Below are 17473 nucleotides of genomic sequence, written 5' to 3' on the forward strand. Positions count from 1 at the left end.
TTTCTGGCCTTTGGTGTCATCTTCGGCATTTGCGACCCGAGGCGAGAGCGCGTCAACAGCGTTGGCGGCATATTCGACCTGCTGGCCGTGCGAGCCTTGGTTGCGGCCTTTCGTTCGTCACGAATGCACGCCATAATGGCGTATGCAACTCACCTCCCGCCTTGCGCTGATGAACTGGGTGGCCGGCCAGGGGCTCACCGGCCTTCCCGAACCCGAACTCTTGCGCGGCTTCTGCGAGCGCTGCCGCGCTGAAGGGCTGGAACTCTCGCGCGGCCTCGTCGTCATCGACACGCTGCATCCGATCTACGAGGGCCGTGCCTTCCGCTGGAGCGACACGCCGAGCAACGAGAGCAACGTCATCGAATACGGCTCGACGGCGGATGGCGATGCGGCCAAGAACTGGCGCCGCTCGGTGTTCTACCATCTGCTCGAGCATGGCCACGACGAGATGGTGATCGATCTTGCCGACGCGCCCTCGCTCGATTTCGCGCAGATCGGCGAGCTCGCCGAACACGGTCACCGCCATTTCCTGGCCTTCGTGCACCGCTTCGGCGAGACCGGAGCGCTCGGGCAGATGGACTGCCTCTACTCCTACTGGACGACGCGGCGGGACGAAGGTTTTAGCGAAGCCGAGCTCGCCGCGCTGCGCGATCTCGTGCCGGTGCTGGGACTTGCGATCAAATCGGCGCAGCAGGTCGACATCGTGCGGACGCTGGGGCGGGTCTATCTCGGGCGCGATGCCTCCGAGCAGGTCCTGCGCGGGCGGATCTCGCGCGGCGTCACCGAGCGCATCAATGCCGTGCTCTGGTATTCGGATTTGCGCGGCTCGACCGGGATCAGCGAGAGCATCGCGCCGGACGAGATCATCCCGTTCCTCAACGATTACGCCCAGGCCGTGATCGACGCGATCCACGAGGCAGGTGGCGACGTGCTGAAGCTGATCGGCGACGGCGTGCTGGCGATGTTCTGGGGCGAGGACATGGCCGATGCGCGGCGGGCCGCGCTGCGGGCCGAGCACCTGTTTCGCCAGAACGTCGCGGCGCTGAATGCGCGCCGGGCGGCGGAGGGCCGCCCGACCACGTCCGCCTATATCGGCCTGCATGTCGGCGAGGTCTTTTACGGCAATATCGGCAGCGAGGACCGGCTCGATTTCACCGTGGTGGGGCCGACCGTGAACGAGGTCACCCGCATCGCCTCGATGAGCCGCTCGGTCGATCGGGAGCTGCTGGCGTCAGCCGAGTTCTACAAGGGCCTGGATGCCGCCGGCCGCCGCTACCTCGTTTCCACCGGCCGCTATGCGCTCCGCGGCATCGGCCGCGCGCAGGATCTCTACACGCTCGACCCTGAAGTCGATGCGAGCGAGCCGGTGACCGGCAGCTATGAGCGGTATCTGGCGAATTAGCCCGGCTGCTTCCGCATCTCCGTCATTGCGAGGAGTCCTTGCGACGAAGCAATCCAGACTGCCCCGCCGAGAGATACTGGATTGCTTCGCTCGCAATGACGGTGCGCCTAGCAGCGCGCCGCGGCTTCGTCGCCCACCATCGCCGGCTGCCGGTCGAGCGCCACCGCCGGCGACAGCCAGATCACCAGCGCCTGCACGCCGAACACGGCTGCCGCAACATAGAGGCACGCTTCCGCGCTCCAGAGGCCGCCGACGATCGCGCCGAGCACTGATCCGAGCGGGCGGGCGCCGTAGCTCATGATGTTGATGGCGGAGACGCGCCCGAGCAGGCGCGGCGGCGTCACCGACTGGCGCAAGGTCGTGGTCGAGATCACCCAGAGGATCGGTCCGACGCCGAGCAGGAAGAAGCTCAAGGCAGCAAGCCAGGGCGAGGGCACCAGCACCGTCAGCGCCATCACCACAGCGGCAATAAAACCGGTGATCGGGCCGAGGCCGACCACGGTGCCGAAGGCGATGCGGTTCATCACGCGCGTGGCGAACAGCGCCCCGATCACCATGCCGACGCCGTACATCGTCAGCACCGTGCCGACGCCGGCCGCGGTCAGACCAAGATGGCGCACCGCGTAGGGCACGAACACCGCGATCTGCAGAAACCAGCCGGTGTTGAAGATGAATTGGGTGATGAACACCGGCCGCAGCAGCGGATGGTGGAAGACAAAACCGGCGCCCTCGCGAATGTCCTGGAACGGATGGCGTCGTGGCACCGGTGCACGCGCGGGCTCGTAGAGGCCGGAGAGCAGCATCACGGCGATCGCTGACAGCGCCGCGGCGAAGCCGAAGGCCGGGCTCGCGCCCCACCAGCCGACCAGCGCGCCGCCGAGCGCGGGCCCGCTGGCAAAGGCGATGGTGCGCGCAAGCTCGATGCGGGCATTCGCGGCCGACAGCAGCTCGGCGCTCACCAGCGAGGGCACCAGCGCCGGCGCGGCGACGCTGTAGACGACCGTGCCACAGACGGCGGCAAAGCCGAGCAGCGCCAGCAGCGGCAGGTTGAGCGCGCCGAGCCAGAGCAGCAGCACGATCGCCGCCAGCGCCACCGCCCGCAGCGCCTCGGCACCTGCCATCAGCGCGCGGCGGGAGATGCGATCGGCCAGCAGGCCGGCGGGAATCGCGAACAGCACGAAGGGCAAAGTGAGCGCGGTCTGGAGCACGCCGGTCTGGCCCTCGGCAACGCCCAGCGTCAGCACGGCGACGATGGGGGCGGACGCCAGCGCGATCTGCTCGGCCGATTGCGCCGTGAGGTTGGACCAAGCGAGGCGGTTGAAGGTGTCGGGAAGCCGAGGGGCATTTGACATGGCGCATTTCCTGCAAACTCGTGATGCCGCCAGTATTCGCTTCCGGGAACGGTCAAACCCACCCGCTTCCCGACAGGAGCGGGCAAAGCCCGGGCGGGCGGTGGGAACCAATGCGCCTAGATGCAGTTGCAAATGAGTTGCAATAAGAATCGACTCCGGTATTCTGACCGCATGGATGCCCGATCGCCCGATCTGACCCAGGACCTGCCCCAGGATGCCGCCGGCTGGCGCACCGATGCGCCGGCCACCAAGAGCCTCGCCGAGGTGAATGCCACCGTCGCGATCCCCGCGGCCGGGGCATGGTGGCGGCGGTTGCTCGCCTTTGTCGGCCCGGGCTACATGGTCTCGGTCGGCTACATGGACCCCGGCAATTGGGCGACCGACCTCGCCGGTGGGTCAAGGTTCGGCTACACGCTGCTCTCGGTCATCCTGCTCTCGAACCTGATGGCGATCCTGCTGCAGTCGCTGGCGGCACGGCTCGGTATCGTCACCGACCGTGATCTGGCGCAGGCCTGCCGCGCCACCTATTCGCCCGCGGTGAACTTCTTGCTCTGGCTCGCCTGTGAAGCGGCGATCATCGCCTGCGATCTTGCCGAGGTGATCGGCACCGCGATCGCGCTGAAACTTCTGTTCGGCATTCCCCTGGTCGGCGGCGCGCTGATCGCAGCCCTCGACGCGTTCCTGCTGCTGGTCCTGATGAACCGTGGCTTCCGCTTCCTCGAAGCCTTCGTGATGGCGCTGCTTGCGGTGATCGCGGTCTGCTTCGCGGTTCAGATCGTCGCTGCGGCGCCGCCGGTTGCCGAGGTGCTGCGCGGCTTTGCGCCGAAGCGCGAGATCTTCACCAATCCCGAGATGCTCTACATCGCGATCGGCATCATCGGCGCGACCGTGATGCCGCATAATCTCTATCTGCATTCCTCGATCGTGCAGACGCGCGCCTATGCGCGCAACGACGAGGGACGCCGCGATGCCATCAAATGGGCGACGACGGATTCCACCATCGCGCTGATGCTGGCGCTGTTCATCAACGCTGCGATCCTCGTCGTCGCGGCCGCGACGTTCCATACCAGCGGCCATTCCGACGTCGCCGAGATCGGCCAGGCCTTCGAGCTGCTGTCGCCGCTGCTCGGCCTCGGCATCGCCTCGACATTGTTCGCGGTGGCGCTGCTGGCCTCGGGCCTGAATTCAACCGTCACCGCGACGCTGGCCGGCCAGATCGTGATGGAAGGCTTTCTCGATTTGCGTCTGCCGAGCTGGGCGCGGCGCCTCGTCACGCGCGGCATCGCCATCGTTCCGGTGATCATCGTCACGGCGATCTATGGTGAGCGCGGCACGGCGGATCTGCTGGTGTTCAGCCAGGTCGTGCTCTCGATGCAGCTTCCCTTCGCGGTCATCCCGCTGGTTCGCTTCGTCTCCGACCGCCGCAAGATGGGGCAGTTCGCGATACCGGCGTCAGTCGCTGTGACCGCGTGGATCGTCGCAGGCGTGATCGTGGTTTTGAACGTGAAGTTGCTGGCGGATACGCTGTTGGGGTGAGGACACCCACCGCTGTCGTCGCCCGGCTCGACCGCGCGACCCAGTATTCCAGAGACGGTTGCGATTGAAACGAGAGGCTGCGGCGTACTGGATGCCCCGGTCAAGCCGGGGCATGACAGAGAGTGTGAAGCAGCTAATCCTGCGGCTCGGAGGCCGTATCGCCCTGCGCATCGATGCGCAGCCAGCCTGAGGGGGCGAGGCGCTGCTGCGGCAGGAAGCGGGCCTTGTAGTCCATCTTCTTGGAGCCCTCGATCCAATAGCCGAGATAGACGTAAGGCAGGCCTTGTCGGCGCGCGCGGGCGATGTGGTCGAGGATCATGAAGGTGCCCATCGAGCGGGACACCTGGCTCGGCTCGAAGAACGAATAGACCATCGACAGGCCGTCGCTGAGCACGTCGGTGAGTGCGACCGCGATCAGCTCCTCGCCGCGGCCGGTGAGGCCGCTGTCGGGGCCGCGCTTGCGGTACTCGATGATGCGGGTCTCGACATGGCTGTCCTCGACCATCATGGCGTAGTCGAGCACGGTCATGTCGGCCATGCCGCCATGGCGATGGCGGGCATCGAGATAGGCGCGGAACACCGAATATTGCTCTGAGGTCGGCACCGCGCTGCGCTGCTCGCCGATGATGTCGGCGTTGCGCGCCATCACTTTGCGGAAATTGCGGGACGGGCGGAACTCGTTGGCGACGACCCGGACCGAGACGCAGGCCCGGCACTGGTCGCAGGCCGGCCGGTACGCGATCGACTGGCTGCGGCGGAACCCGCCATGGGTCAGGAGATCGTTGAGGTCGCCGGCGCGTTCCCCCACGAGGTGCGTGAACACCTTGCGCTCATGCCGGCCCGGCAGATACGGGCAGGGGGACGGCGCCGTGAGGTAAAATTGTGGGGTGTCGCGCGAATGCTGGGTCAAGGGACGTCGTGGGCCTCCGAACTGGGTATCAGCATCGCGCTACGAAAGCTCCCGGTCAATCGGTCTGCTCGGCTGGTCAGATCAGTCAGTCTAGCGGATCTAGGTTAGCAGGTCCTTGACCATCATGACCTCACCAGGTCCGTGCGCTCTGGGATACGGGCGCGCGAACGGAATTGTTGATCACGACCGTTCCCAGCACGAAATCGTGCAGCAGGCGCCGGCGGCTGTTGAAGAGGCCGACAAGCACCACGAAGGGCGACAGGAACGAGACCGAGACCCAGAACAGCACGGCGTGGGTGGCGCCGAGGACAAAGTAGCCCGGCGCGCCGTACCAAGTGCGCAGCTCCAGGTCCATGATCCGCATCCCGACCGTCGCCGACGAGGGCCCACCGATGCTGGCGCCGTAATAGACGATGGCCCAGATCACGGAGGCCGGCCAGGCCAGCCAGAACAGCGCCCAGCCGATGCCCAGCGTCACCACGCCGAACACGGCGATGAAGATGTAGCCGAGGATGACGGGAACGGAGATCACGATCATGTCGATCAGGAACGCGAACACTCGCCGAGTCGCAACGCCGCGGAACAGTTCCGGATGCAGATAGGGATCGTAGGCGTGCGGCTGCGCCCCGCCGTCATTGCGCCAGACGCCGCTGTCATCTGGCGAACCCGAGTAAGACATGAGCTTCCCTTCCGGTTTCGGATCTCTCACCCCGCAGCACATGGGCACCATCCGGCCACACGCCAAGGCTGTCGGCCGGTCAACCCAGCAAAATATTCGGGCGATTCGGCGGCCGGCGACGCTTGCGCGTTTCATGTTTTGCATCATGCTGCAGGGGCGAGGGTGCAATTCCGGCCCCGGACAGGATCATTTTCATGGGTGGTCAGATCGAATTGCGTTGCCGCTGCGGCGACGTCCGCGCCGTGGTAACGGACGTGTCGCCCAGGACGGTCAATCGTGTGATCTGCTACTGCGACGACTGCCAGGCCTTCGCCCACCAGCTCGGCCGCGCCGATCTGTTGAATAGGAAAGGCGGCAGCGACATTGTCCAGGTCGCGCCGTCGACGCTCTCCTTTGTGCAGGGACAGGACCGGATCGCGGGGGTGCGACTGAGCCAGAACGGCCTCTACCGGTGGTATGCAAGCTGCTGCAACACACCGGTCGGCAACACGGTCTCGCCGACCATTCCCTTTGTCGGCATCATCGCGCAGGCGTTCGAGGGAGGCACGTCGGCCGTTGACGATGCCGCCGGCCCGCCGGTCGGCGCCATTCTCGGCAAGTATGCGGTGGGCGAGCCGCCGGTGGGCTCAACTGGAATTAATCTCTCTCTCATCCTGCGCGCTATCGGCAAGGTGCTTGCGTGGAAGGTGCGTGGGAAGACATGGCCGCATCCGTTCTTTAAGCGGGAGCCGCCCGAGCCGATCTATGCAGTGACGGTGTTGTCGCGGGAGCAACGCGACGCGCTACGTCCGTTGTGCGGGCCCCGGCCAACCGCGCAAACGGTGCTGTAGGGTGGGCAAAGGCGCGTCAGCGCCGTGCCCACGATTTGTCGCGATCGCTAACGAATGGTGGGCACGCTTTCGCTTTGCCCACCCTACGGCACTACGAGAGCTACCCCAGCGCGCGCAGCTTCTCTGCCGCCTTCGGCGCAAAATAGCTGAGCACGCCGTCGGCGCCGGCGCGCTTGAAGGCGAGCAGGCTCTCCATCATGGCGCGGTCGCCGTCGAGCCAGCCGTTGTTCGCGGCGGCTGATATCATCGCGTATTCGCCGGAGACCTGATAGGCGAAGGTCGGCATCGCGAACGTGTCTTTCACGCGGCGGATCACGTCGAGATAGGGCATGCCGGGCTTCACCATCACCATGTCGGCGCCTTCGGAGATGTCGAGCTCGACCTCGCGCAGCGCTTCGTCGGTGTTGGCGCTGTCCATCTGATAGGTGCGCTTGTCGCCTACAAGCGTTTTGGCCGAGCCGATGGCATCCCGGAACGGGCCATAGAAGGCGGAGGCGTACTTGGCCGCATAGGCCATGATCTGCACGTCGAGCAGGCCTGAGCGATCGAGCCCCTCCCGGATCGCGGCGACGCGGCCATCCATCATGTCGGAGGGCGCGATGATGTCGCAGCCGGCTTCGGCCTGCACCAGTGCCTGGCGCACCAGCACCGCGACCGTCTCGTCGTTCAAAATCTTGCCGTCGGAGATCAGGCCGTCATGGCCGTGGCTGGTGAAGGGATCGAGCGCGACGTCGCAAAGGACGCCGATCTCAGGGAATTCCTTCTTGATTGCGCGCACCGCCTGGCAGACCAGATTGTTCGGATTGGTCGCTTCCGAGCCTTGCTCATCGCGCAGGGACGGGTCGGTGTAGGGAAACAGCGCGATGCAGGGAATGGTGAGCTTCATCGCGCGTTCGGCTTCGCGCACAGCCTGATCGACGCTGAGGCGATCGACGCCGGGCATCGAGGCGATGGGCTCGCGCTTGTTGTTGCCGTCGATCAGGAATAGCGGCCAGATCAGATCGTCTGTGGTGAGCACATTCTCGCGCACCATGCGCCGGGCCCATTCGGCCTTGCGGTTGCGGCGCGGGCGGACGGTCAGATCGAGGGCAGGGGAGGCGGTCGTGCCATCCCGGCGCGAAACCTCGCGCAGTTCGATCGGACGTCCGTATTTGATCGCCATTACACTCTTCCTCCGGCTGGAATTATTCTTATACCAGTTCGCATGGTTCCCGTCACCGCGGCTTGACCTCCCGCAATGTGATGGCAGCCGATTGATTTTGCGGGGCGAAACAGCCAGAAGGGGGGCCATGTCCGACATATCCACCCGCGATAGTACCAATGCCAGGGATGCCGTCAGAGACAACGCCCGAGACAGCGCGATGTCGGTGGCTGCGATCTCGTCGGAGCGAGCTGAGTCCGACGACAATGTCTGGACGCGCCGGCTGGTGCTGTTCCTGCGGGTGATGGCGCTGCTGTCGATCCTCAAGGGCCTCTATCACTGGGCGCAGGTGACCGGCTTTGTCGGTGGCGAGGACGAGGCATTCGAGAACCAGTCGATGGCCTGGCAGGCCTCGACCATCTACTTCGCCGTGATCGAGCTCGTCGCCGCCGTCGGCCTGTGGCTCGCCACGCCCTGGGGCGCGGTGGTGTGGCTGACCACCGTGGTCTCGATGGCGGTGATCGAGCTGATGTTCCCGGGGATCTATGGCGGCAGCCTGATCGTCGTCGGCGTCGAGGCCTTCATGCTCGCCGCCTATCTCGCGCTCGCCTGGATGGCCGCGCGCGAACGGCCGCCGTAGCGCTGCAAACTCGTGCCCCGGACGCAATGCAGCGCTCCGCATTTGCGGCGTGATGCATTGCAGAGCCGGGGCCCATGTCTCTGCGATCTCGCTTGTAACTTCTGGGTCCCGGATCTTCGCTGCGCGCGTCCGGGACACGCGAGTGGCATTTGCCGAGTCGTGGTGACTTGGTTGACCGCTGGTTGCCTCAAATTCGAGGTAAGTTTTCATTGACCTAGCGCTTTCAGCCACAGCTCTTACGCGAGCGTTTCGAATTGGGGCGGGGCTGTTCTGGAATGCGACAACGGGGCCGGACGGAGGGTGAACAGGACCTTGCCACGGTCAACAGACGGTTGCGAAAAGTGCTTGTGGCACAGGCTTAATCCGCAATTCACTGTCTTAAATTCATGATCTCTTTATTCTCTTATTTAAGCCGATCTTCAAACGCCCCCCTTAAGTTGGACCTATCAGACGGAACACAAGTTGCGTCGAATAAGTGTCGACAAAAACGACAACAGGGGAAGTGTCATGATGAAAGCCGTCGCAACTGCGGCAGATACCGCAGAGCGCGTTTCCGGCCCGCAGGGTTCGGTGCAGTCGCTCTATCTGGAAGCTTTGACTCTGGTGGAGCGGCTGCATCGCCGGCTCCTCGACGTGATCAAGGACGAGTTCGATCGTCGTGGCCGCGCCGATATCAATTCCGTGCAGGCGCTCCTGCTCTATAACATCGGCGATAAGGAGCTGACCGCAGGCGAGCTGCGCACGCGCGGTTACTATCTCGGCTCCAACGTCTCCTACAACCTGAAGAAGCTCGTCGAGCTCGGCTTCCTCGATCATCAGCGCTCGCGCGTTGATCGACGCTCCGTGCGCATCCGCCTGACGCCGCAGGGCCAGGAAGTCCGCCGCATCGTCGACAGCCTCTACCAGAAGCACGTCAAGACCGTTGAACAGGTCGGCGGCATCTCGGGCGAGGAGTTCTCGACCCTCAACAAGTCGCTGCACCGCCTCGAGCGGTTCTGGACCGACCAGATCCTGTATCGCCTCTGAGTTCCAGAAGGGATCAAGGCCAAGCCGGCCCGCAACAAGACCGGCAGGCCTCCCAACGTGCCTGACTTCCCCAAGCGCGTCGGCCCGGCTTGCCCGGACCGGCGCGTTTTGCCCTCTCTTCGCAGTTGCGAAAAAAAGCCATCAGGGGCGGAACCGGATTCTCGCGTCGCAGTTGTCTCTCCGGATCGGAGGATGCGATGCTGGTCGAGCGCGGGCTTCAGGCTATGAACGAACTCGTGAGCGATGCCTACGCCATCGCCGCGAATTACCTTCGCCGCTCCGGTGCAATCCCCGACACGCTCGCGACCAACGACCGCCTGCTCGAGATCATCGTCAAGCTGCTCCAGCACGGCGAAGTCAACAAGATCAGGCTCGCCAACAAGGCGATCACGCATTTCGAGACCCAGTCCGAGGCTCGCGCGGTTGCCTGATCAAGACTCCAAAAACATCGATGAACCAGAGGGTGCCATGGAAGCTGCCATCGACCGCATCATGCAGACCTATGACCTGCTCGCCAACCGGACGGCGGCGGCAAGCGCAGAGGCGCGGGAAAAGGTGACAAACTACCTCAATACCCTGATGGAAGCCGGCGAGAAGGACACCCACAGATTGACCGTCTGCGGCCTGACCTACCTGCGCCAGCTCGATGGCAGCGTGGACCCCGTGAAGGCTGGGTATACCGGGCTGTAGACGGGACGGCCTGAATGGCGGCAAGTCCGGTCAGCTTGACCCCCGCGGCGGCGACTTGCCGGCTTCGGTTGGGGATTGGGCCGCCTAAACCGGCCAGTCTCCATCTCCACGCCGACGCAGTCCCGTAAGCTTGCGGGCCTCCAGGTCAGCCATCTCCACCATATCTTGCATAATTCCGACGCCCGACCCGCAAATGCTTGGCCGGGGGCGGGCGATGTGGTAGATCGCGCGTGCTTCCAACCGCCACACAGGACCGACCGTAGCCCTTACCAACAGGCTGCGGCGGTGGAGATATTCGCCGATGACCTCTGCCTCCGCCAAAACCTCTGCGCCCGCTTCGTTTTTCACCGCCTCGCTCGAGCAGGCCGACCCGGAAATCGCCGCCGCCATCAAGGGCGAGCTCGGCCGGCAGCGCCATGAAGTCGAGCTGATCGCCTCCGAGAACATCGTCAGCCGGGCCGTGCTGGAAGCGCAGGGTTCGGTGATGACCAACAAGTATGCAGAGGGTTATCCGGGCGCACGTTACTATGGCGGTTGTGAGTGGGTCGACGTCGCCGAGAACCTCGCGATCGATCGCGCCAAGAAGCTGTTCGGCGCCAATTTCGCCAATGTGCAGCCGAACTCGGGCAGCCAGATGAACCAGGCCGTGTTCCTGGCGCTGCTCCAGCCCGGCGACACCTTCATGGGTCTCGACCTTGCGGCCGGTGGCCATCTCACCCACGGCTCGCCCGTCAACATGAGCGGCAAGTGGTTCAAGGCGTCGCATTACACCGTGCGCCGCGAGGACCAGATCATCGACATGGACGCGGTCGCGAGGCAGGCCGAAGAGGTCAAGCCGAAGCTGATCATCGCCGGCGGCTCGGCCTATTCGCGCGCCTGGGACTTCAAGCGCTTCCGCGAGATCGCCGACAGCGTCGGCGCTTACCTGCTCGTGGACATGGCGCACTTCGCCGGTCTCGTCGCCGGCGGCGTGCATGCTTCGCCGGTGCCGTATGCGCACGTCACCACGACGACGACGCACAAATCGCTGCGCGGTCCGCGCGGCGGCCTGATCCTCTCGAACGACGAAGTGCTCGCCAAGAAGCTCAACTCGGCGATCTTCCCGGGTCTGCAGGGCGGCCCCTTGATGCATGTGATCGCGGCGAAGGCGGTTGCCTTCGGCGAAGCGTTGCGTCCGGACTTCAAGGTCTATGCGAAGAACGTCGTCGAGAACGCCAAGGCGCTGGCCGCGGCGATGAAGAGCCACGGCTTCGACATTGTCTCCGGCGGCACCGATAACCATCTGATGCTGGTTGACCTCCGGCCGAAGGGCCTGAAGGGCAACGTCTCGGAGAAGGCGCTGGTTCGCGCCGCCATCACCTGCAACAAAAACGGCATTCCGTTCGACCCCGAAAAGCCGTTCGTGACCTCCGGCCTGCGTCTCGGCACGCCCGCAGCGACGACCCGCGGCTTCGGCGTCGCCGAATTCCAGCAGGTCGGCGGCATGATCGCCGAGGTCCTCAACGCGATCGCGCAGTCCGACGACGGCAAGGCGCCGCTGGTCGAGGCCGCGATCAAGGAACGGGTCAAGGCGCTCACGGATCGGTTCCCGATCTATCAATAAGAGGCCAAGTCTAAAGCGCGATGAGATTGGGTTGAATCATCACCGCGCTTTAGCTCTTTGTTTGAGCATGATCTTTCCGGAAAACCGCTTCACACTTTTCCGGATCATGCTCTAGGGATCAAGGTACTCGGATGCGCTGCCCGAACTGCAACAGTCTCGATACGCAGGTAAAGGACTCGCGTCCGACCGAGGATTCTTCCGTCATCCGCAGGCGGCGCGTGTGCATCGCCTGCAATTTCCGCTTCACCACCTTCGAGCGCGTGCAGCTGCGCGAGCTCACGGTGATCAAGCGCAACGGCCGCCGCGTGCCGTTCGACCGCGACAAGCTGATGCGCTCGGTGTCGATCTCCTTGCGCAAGCGGCCGGTCGAGCCTGAAAGGGTGGAGAAGATGGTCTCCACCATCGTGCGCGAGCTCGAGACCGGGGGCGAAGCCGAGATCTCGTCCGAGGTGATCGGCGAGACCGTGATGGAGCATCTGCGCACGCTCGACGACGTCGCCTATGTGCGCTTTGCCTCCGTCTACCGTAATTTCCGCGAGGCCAAGGATTTCGCCGACGTGCTCGGCGAGCTCTCCGGTGAGGAGGAAGCGCGGCTCGCCGCGATCCGCAAATGATCTTCCGCATCCTGGAAGATCAGTTCGCCGCGAGGATCCGCGAATCCAAGGATTCCGATCGCCGCTTCATGCAATTGGCGCTGGCGCTCGGCCGGCGCGGGCAGGGACGCACTTGGCCCAATCCCGCCGTGGGCGCGGTTATCGTCAAGGATGGCGTCATTATCGGTCGCGGCTGGACGCAACCAGGTGGACGGCCGCATGCGGAGCGTGAGGCGCTCCGGCGTGCAGGCGAGGCGGCGCGCGGCGCAACGCTCTACGTCACGCTCGAGCCCTGTTCGCATTTCGGCAAGTCACCGCCGTGTGCCGATGCGGTGATCGCGGCCGGCATCAAGCGCGTGGTGGCGGCGATCGAGGATCCCAATCCTGAAGTGGCGGGGCAGGGCCATGGGCGCCTGCGCGCCGCCGGGGTCACCGTGGATGTCGGCCTATGCGCGGCGGAGGCGGCGTTCGACCATGCCGGTCATTTCCGCCGTATCAGGGACAAGCGTCCGCACGTGATCCTGAAGCTCGCGGTCTCGCCTGACGGCAAGATTGGCGCTGAAGGCGGCAAGCCGCTCGCGATCACGGGCGAAGCCGTGCGCAATCGCGTGCATCTTCTGCGCGCGCAGAGCGATGCCATCCTGGTCGGCATCGGCACGGTGCTGGCGGATGATCCGCAGCTCAATTGCCGCCTGCCTGATATGGAAGCGCGTTCTCCGGTGCTCGTCGTCCTCGACCAGAATTTGCGAATTCCCGCCTCCAGCCAGCTTGTTCGTTCTGCGCGCGAAACGCCGCTCTGGGTGATTGCTTCCGAGCTTGCCGAAGCGGCCGCCGCGACCCGCCTTGGCGCTGCCGGTGCACAGATCCTGCGCATGCCGCCGAATGGTGCAATCGGGCTCGACCTTCCAGCCGTGCTGCGCGCGCTCGCCGAGAAAGGCATCACACGGCTGATGGTCGAGGGCGGCAGCCGCGTTGCGGCCTCTTTCGTGTCCGCCGACCTCGTCGACGAGATCTGGCTGTTCCGCGGAGCGGAAGAGGTGGGCGCGGGCGGGGTCGATGCGCTCGATGCATTGCCCCTGTCGAAAATCACGCAGTCGCAGGCCTACAAGGTTCATGCTAGCGAGACCTTCGGCCCCGATACTCTCACCATCTACGAGCGCGCCTAGCATGTTCACCGGCATTGTCACCGATATCGGCGAGATCGTCAGCTTCAAGCCCGTGGCGCAGGGGCAATTGCACCGCCTGCGCATCGCCTGCAGCTACGACCAGACCACCATCGCCGATGGCGCCTCGATCGCCAACAACGGCGTCTGCCTTACCGTGGTCGCTTCCGGTGTCGCCGACGGCAAAACCTGGTTCGACGTCGATGCTGCCGCCGAGACGCTGGCGCTGACGACGGCGAAGCATTGGAAGCTCGGCACCAAGCTCAATCTCGAGCGTGCGCTCAAGATCGGTGACGAGCTCGGCGGCCACATCGTCGCCGGCCATGCCGACGGGATTGCGACCATCATCAGCCGCGAAGACCTGCCCGACATGGCGCGGTTCGAGCTCTCGACGACGCGGGAGCTGGCGCGTTTCATCGCCACCAAAGGTTCGATCACGCTCGACGGCGTCTCGCTGACGGTCAATACGGTTGAGGATACGACCTTTTCGGTGCTGATCATTCCGCATACGCTCGAAGTCACGACGATCGGCGGCTGGAAGGTGGGCGCTGAAGTCAATATCGAGGTCGATTTGATGGCCCGCTACGCGGCGCGGCTGACGGAAATGAAGTGACCGGCGAAGCCGGATTTGCGCTTTAAAACTTGGCTTACGCGGTCGCGGTGACTACATAACGCGCCGACCCCAGTAGAACGGATTGAACGATGGCTGACGCGCGGCGCGCACCCCTGAAGGACCAGACCGACATTTCCGGCGCACGGGCGCTTGTCGTCGAGGCACGGTTCTATGACGATCTCCAGGACGCGCTCCTGGACGGCGCGGTCGCGGAGCTGAAGGCGGCGGGGCTGACCCATGACATCATCACGGTTCCCGGCGCGCTGGAGATTCCGGCCGCGGTCGCCATCGCAGTCGACGCGGCTGCGGCGAACGGCAAGCCCTATGACGCGGTGATCGCGCTCGGCTGCGTGATCCGCGGCGACACCATTCATTTCGAGATCGTCTCGCAGGAATCCTCTCGCGCGCTGATGGATCTGGCGGTTTCGCGAAAACTGCCGCTCGGCAACGGCATCCTCACCGTCAACAACGAGGAGCAGGCCTGGGCGCGGGCGCGCGCCAGCGAGCTCAACAAGGGCGGCGATGCCGCACGCGCGGCGCTTGCGATGCTGCGCATCAAGCGCCGCCTAGCGCGGGCCTGAGCCATGTCTGATCCTAAGAAAACGGCTGACATCAGGAAACCGGGTGCGCCCGCCGAGAAGAAAGCCAACCGGCGCGGCGCGGCGCGGCTCGCGGCCGTTCAGGCGCTGTACCAGATGGACATCGCCGGCGCCGGCATCAACGACATCTTTGCCGAGTTCGAGAGCCACTGGCTCGGCAACGAGGTCGAAGGTGACACTTATCTGCCGGCCGAAGCCGCATTCTTCCGCGACGTCGTTTCCGGCGTCGTGCGCGACCAGAAGAAGCTCGATCCCTTGATCGACGAGGCGCTGTCGAAGGGCTGGCCATTGAAGCGGATCGAGGCGATCCTGCGCGCGGTGCTGCGGGCAGGGGCCTATGAGCTGCAGCATCGCAAGGACGTGCCGGGCCGTGTCGTGGTGTCCGAATATGTCGACGTCGCCAACGCCTTCGTCGACCGCGAGGAGACCGGCATGGTCAATGCCGTGCTCGACCAGATCGGCCGTCAGTTTCGCGGTGATGAGTTCGGGCGGGGGTAGGACGGGCGTAGGGCGGTGAATTGATGCGATGCTGCTGCCCCATATTCCGGTGTCATGCCCCGCGAAGGCGGGGCATCCAGTACGCCGCGGCCTATCGATTTCACATGACCGTCTCTGGAATACTGGATCGCCCGGTCAAGCCGGGCGATGACAGTTGTGTGTGGGGGTGACGCGATGACCACGTCGCACAAACCTTCCGCCGAAGACTCCCTCATCGCGCGCTATTTCAAGCCGCTGGCGACTGATCCGGGTGCACTCGCCCTGGTCGATGACGCAGCGATCCTGTCCGCATCCGGCGACGACCTCGTCGTCACCACCGACGCCGTGGTCGAAGGTGTGCATTATCTTGCCACCGATCCCCCTGATACCATCGCGCGCAAGGCGCTGCGGGTGAACCTGTCCGATCTTGCCGCCAAGGGCGCTTCACCTGCTGGTTTCGTGCTGACGCTGGCGCTGCGCAGCAAGGAGGATGCCTGGCTGAGACCGTTCGCGGATGCTCTCGGCGAGGACGCCAAGAGCTTTGCGTGTCCGCTGCTCGGCGGCGACACGGTGTCGACGCCGGGACCGCAGATGATCTCGATCACCGCCTTCGGTCGCGTGCCGAAAGGGCGGATGGTTGGACGCACCGGCGCAAGTCCGGGTGACCTTATCTTTGTGACAGGGACGATCGGCGATGCCGCCCTCGGCCTCGATGTGCTCACGGGCGGTGTGGCCGCCGCTGCGCTGACGGACCCGGCTGCCCGGGACTATCTGGTCGATCGCTATCGCGTTCCACGGCCGCGCAATGCGCTGGCGAGCATCGTGCGCGACTATGCGAGCGCGGCAATGGACGTGTCCGATGGTCTGGCAGGCGATCTTGCCAAGCTCTGTACCGCCTCTGGTGTGAGTGCCGTGGTCAATGCGCACCAGGTCCCGGCGTCGCCGGCCGCCGCCATCGCGGTCTCCGCGGTCGGGTTCGAGAAGCTGGTGTCGGGAGGCGACGACTATGAGATCCTGTGCGCGGTTCCGGAAGGACGCAGCGCAGCCTTCTCGCGGGCGGCTGAGCAGGCCGGGGTCCAGGTCACGATGATCGGTACCATCCTTGCCGGCCAGGGGGCGCCGCAATGGATCGACGCACAAGGCCGCGAGATCACGCTGCGGCGATTGTCCTACAGCCATTTCTAGGCCCGGACAGGCCCGTGGTTCGCCGGGATACGAGCGCAGGCTGTCCGTTTTTCGCGATATCAGGGTAATATCGGCAACCGCAACGGACGGGCTTGATTCGGATGCCGGACGGCCAAACGATCGAGGTCGGATCCACGTCCCGCTACCCCGGGAGATCGGCCGCGTAAGGCCGGCCTCCCGCAATCCCCGCGAAAGCCTGCGGATGTATCAGCGCCGAGAGATGGGCGGCTGATGGATATGTTTCGATGACGGCGGTCATTTCGGGGGCGGGCGCGGCGCCGGCTGCTCAGGAGCGCGCGTGCGGAAGCTGCACGCTTTGCTGCAAGGTCTACAACGTTGTCGCGTTCGGCAAGCCTGCCGGCACGTGGTGCTCACATTGCGAGCCTACCCTCGGCTGCGCCATCCATGACAGCAGGCCAGGCGAGTGCGCGGCGTTCGATTGTCTCTGGAAGACCACGCCGGCGCTGCCCATGCACTGGAAGCCCGACCAGGCGAAGATGGTGCTGACGGTGCACCCCAAGACCAACAACATCCAGGTCGTGGTCGATCCCGACCTGCCATCGGCTTGGACGCGGCAGCCTTATCACAGCCAGTTGCGCGTGCTGGCGAAGAGCAACATGGCGAAAGGCCATCTTGTGATCGTGTTCGTCGGCGAGCAGGCGACGCTGATCCTGCCCGATCAGGAAGTGCCGCTCGGTGTCCTCACGCTCGACCAGGTCAGCTCGGTGACGCTGGAGGCCGGCGCGAGCGACAGCGTCTACGAGGTCAAAATCTTCAACCGACGCACAAGTGCTGACGGGCAGACGTGGGAATTGGCGTCTTCATCCCGGCATCCCGTGGGGGCGGCAGCTTAGGCCAAGCCTGCCAAACGTAGCGGCCGGCTGCATCGGAGCTGCCGGCCTGGCGCTCGGGACTAGGTCTAAATACTTGCCGAGATCGGCTTTTTCGCACCTATACGGCGTTGCACCCTCAATTTGATTTTGGCAAGGTTGTGGCCGACTAAAGCCGCCTGCGGGCGGCTTTGTTCAAAATCA

At 64.7% G+C, this 17473-nt stretch carries 19 protein-coding genes; 15 read left to right on the forward strand and 4 right to left on the reverse strand.

All coding sequences use genetic code 11. The features are described 5' to 3' along the window. Positions 1 to 142: 142 nt before the first annotated feature. Positions 143 to 1402, forward strand: coding sequence for an adenylate/guanylate cyclase domain-containing protein (locus XH80_RS22575; RefSeq protein WP_271600460.1), 1260 nt, complete (start codon positions 143 to 145; stop codon positions 1400 to 1402). Between the two features lie 107 nt (positions 1403 to 1509). Here the strand turns inward: XH80_RS22575 and XH80_RS22580 are convergent, their stop codons facing one another. Further along, positions 1510 to 2754, reverse strand: a complete 1245-nt coding sequence (locus XH80_RS22580) for an MFS transporter (RefSeq protein WP_271600461.1) — start codon at positions 2752 to 2754, stop codon at positions 1510 to 1512. Positions 2755 to 2925: 171 nt separating this feature from the next. Here XH80_RS22580 and XH80_RS22585 point away from each other — a divergent pair, with 171 nt between their 5' ends. After that, positions 2926 to 4290, forward strand: a complete 1365-nt coding sequence (locus XH80_RS22585; RefSeq protein WP_271600462.1) for an Nramp family divalent metal transporter — start codon at positions 2926 to 2928, stop codon at positions 4288 to 4290. A gap of 133 nt (positions 4291 to 4423) precedes the next feature. Here XH80_RS22585 and XH80_RS22590 read toward each other — a convergent pair whose 3' ends face one another. Both XH80_RS22590 and XH80_RS22595 read right to left on the reverse strand, forming a co-directional pair. Further along, positions 4424 to 5200: an arginyltransferase gene (locus tag XH80_RS22590; RefSeq protein ID WP_057756417.1), complete on the reverse strand. Its 777-nt coding sequence runs from the start codon at positions 5198 to 5200 to the stop codon at positions 4424 to 4426. A gap of 130 nt (positions 5201 to 5330) precedes the next feature. Further along, positions 5331 to 5879 carry an RDD family protein gene (locus XH80_RS22595; RefSeq protein ID WP_271600463.1) on the reverse strand — a complete coding sequence of 183 codons (549 nt, stop codon included), beginning with the start codon at positions 5877 to 5879 and terminating at the stop codon, positions 5331 to 5333. A gap of 194 nt (positions 5880 to 6073) precedes the next feature. On the opposite strand from XH80_RS22595, the gene XH80_RS22600 reads away from it, so the two are divergent. Further along, positions 6074 to 6709: a DUF6151 family protein gene (locus XH80_RS22600; RefSeq protein WP_271600464.1), complete on the forward strand. Its 636-nt coding sequence runs from the start codon at positions 6074 to 6076 to the stop codon at positions 6707 to 6709. 100 nt (positions 6710 to 6809) lie between these two features. On the opposite strand, the gene hemB is transcribed toward XH80_RS22600, so the two are convergent. Further along, positions 6810 to 7871 (reverse strand): porphobilinogen synthase, encoded by a 1062-nt coding sequence (gene hemB / locus XH80_RS22605; protein ID WP_271600465.1) that lies wholly within the window; start codon positions 7869 to 7871, stop codon positions 6810 to 6812. 127 nt (positions 7872 to 7998) lie between these two features. Here hemB and XH80_RS22610 point away from each other — a divergent pair, with 127 nt between their 5' ends. The 12 genes from XH80_RS22610 to XH80_RS22665 all read left to right on the forward strand — a co-directional run bounded on the left by XH80_RS22610 (position 7999) and on the right by XH80_RS22665 (position 17293). Further along, positions 7999 to 8490, forward strand: coding sequence for a DUF6163 family protein (locus XH80_RS22610; RefSeq protein ID WP_057756408.1), 492 nt, complete (start codon positions 7999 to 8001; stop codon positions 8488 to 8490). A gap of 507 nt (positions 8491 to 8997) precedes the next feature. Next, positions 8998 to 9516 (forward strand): transcriptional regulator LdtR, encoded by a 519-nt coding sequence (ldtR, locus tag XH80_RS22615; protein ID WP_027529973.1) that lies wholly within the window; start codon positions 8998 to 9000, stop codon positions 9514 to 9516. Positions 9517 to 9713: 197 nt separating this feature from the next. Then, positions 9714 to 9947 (forward strand): hypothetical protein, encoded by a 234-nt coding sequence (locus XH80_RS22620; protein ID WP_271600466.1) that lies wholly within the window; start codon positions 9714 to 9716, stop codon positions 9945 to 9947. Between the two features lie 37 nt (positions 9948 to 9984). Next, positions 9985 to 10206: a hypothetical protein gene (locus XH80_RS22625; RefSeq protein ID WP_057756403.1), complete on the forward strand. Its 222-nt coding sequence runs from the start codon at positions 9985 to 9987 to the stop codon at positions 10204 to 10206. A gap of 301 nt (positions 10207 to 10507) precedes the next feature. Further along, on the forward strand, positions 10508 to 11809 hold the full coding sequence (glyA, locus tag XH80_RS22630; protein WP_057756400.1) for a serine hydroxymethyltransferase: 1302 nt from the start codon (positions 10508 to 10510) through the stop codon (positions 11807 to 11809). 131 nt (positions 11810 to 11940) lie between these two features. Further along, positions 11941 to 12423 carry a transcriptional regulator NrdR gene (nrdR, locus tag XH80_RS22635; protein WP_057756398.1) on the forward strand — a complete coding sequence of 161 codons (483 nt, stop codon included), beginning with the start codon at positions 11941 to 11943 and terminating at the stop codon, positions 12421 to 12423. Further along, positions 12420 to 13568, forward strand: a complete 1149-nt coding sequence (ribD, locus tag XH80_RS22640) for a bifunctional diaminohydroxyphosphoribosylaminopyrimidine deaminase/5-amino-6-(5-phosphoribosylamino)uracil reductase RibD (protein ID WP_271600467.1) — start codon at positions 12420 to 12422, stop codon at positions 13566 to 13568. The genes nrdR and ribD overlap by 4 nt, the downstream gene beginning before the upstream one ends. Position 13569: 1 nt before the next feature. After that, complete coding sequence (locus XH80_RS22645) at positions 13570 to 14178, forward strand: riboflavin synthase (RefSeq protein ID WP_271600468.1); 609 nt, start codon at positions 13570 to 13572, stop codon at positions 14176 to 14178. A gap of 89 nt (positions 14179 to 14267) precedes the next feature. Next, positions 14268 to 14759, forward strand: a complete 492-nt coding sequence (gene ribH / locus XH80_RS22650) for a 6,7-dimethyl-8-ribityllumazine synthase (protein WP_220005306.1) — start codon at positions 14268 to 14270, stop codon at positions 14757 to 14759. Between the two features lie 3 nt (positions 14760 to 14762). Beyond that, entirely contained in the window at positions 14763 to 15275 is a 513-nt protein-coding gene (nusB, locus tag XH80_RS22655) for a transcription antitermination factor NusB (RefSeq protein ID WP_271600469.1), read from the forward strand. A 174-nt stretch (positions 15276 to 15449) separates the two neighbouring features. Further along, entirely contained in the window at positions 15450 to 16439 is a 990-nt protein-coding gene (gene thiL / locus XH80_RS22660) for a thiamine-phosphate kinase (protein ID WP_271600470.1), read from the forward strand. 245 nt (positions 16440 to 16684) lie between these two features. Beyond that, positions 16685 to 17293, forward strand: coding sequence for a hypothetical protein (locus XH80_RS22665; RefSeq protein ID WP_271600471.1), 609 nt, complete (start codon positions 16685 to 16687; stop codon positions 17291 to 17293). The last annotated feature ends 180 nt before the right edge of the window (positions 17294 to 17473 follow it).

The organism is Bradyrhizobium sp. CCBAU 45384 (genome assembly GCF_028128665.1).
Taxonomy (GTDB): Bacteria; Pseudomonadota; Alphaproteobacteria; order Rhizobiales; family Xanthobacteraceae; genus Bradyrhizobium; species Bradyrhizobium manausense.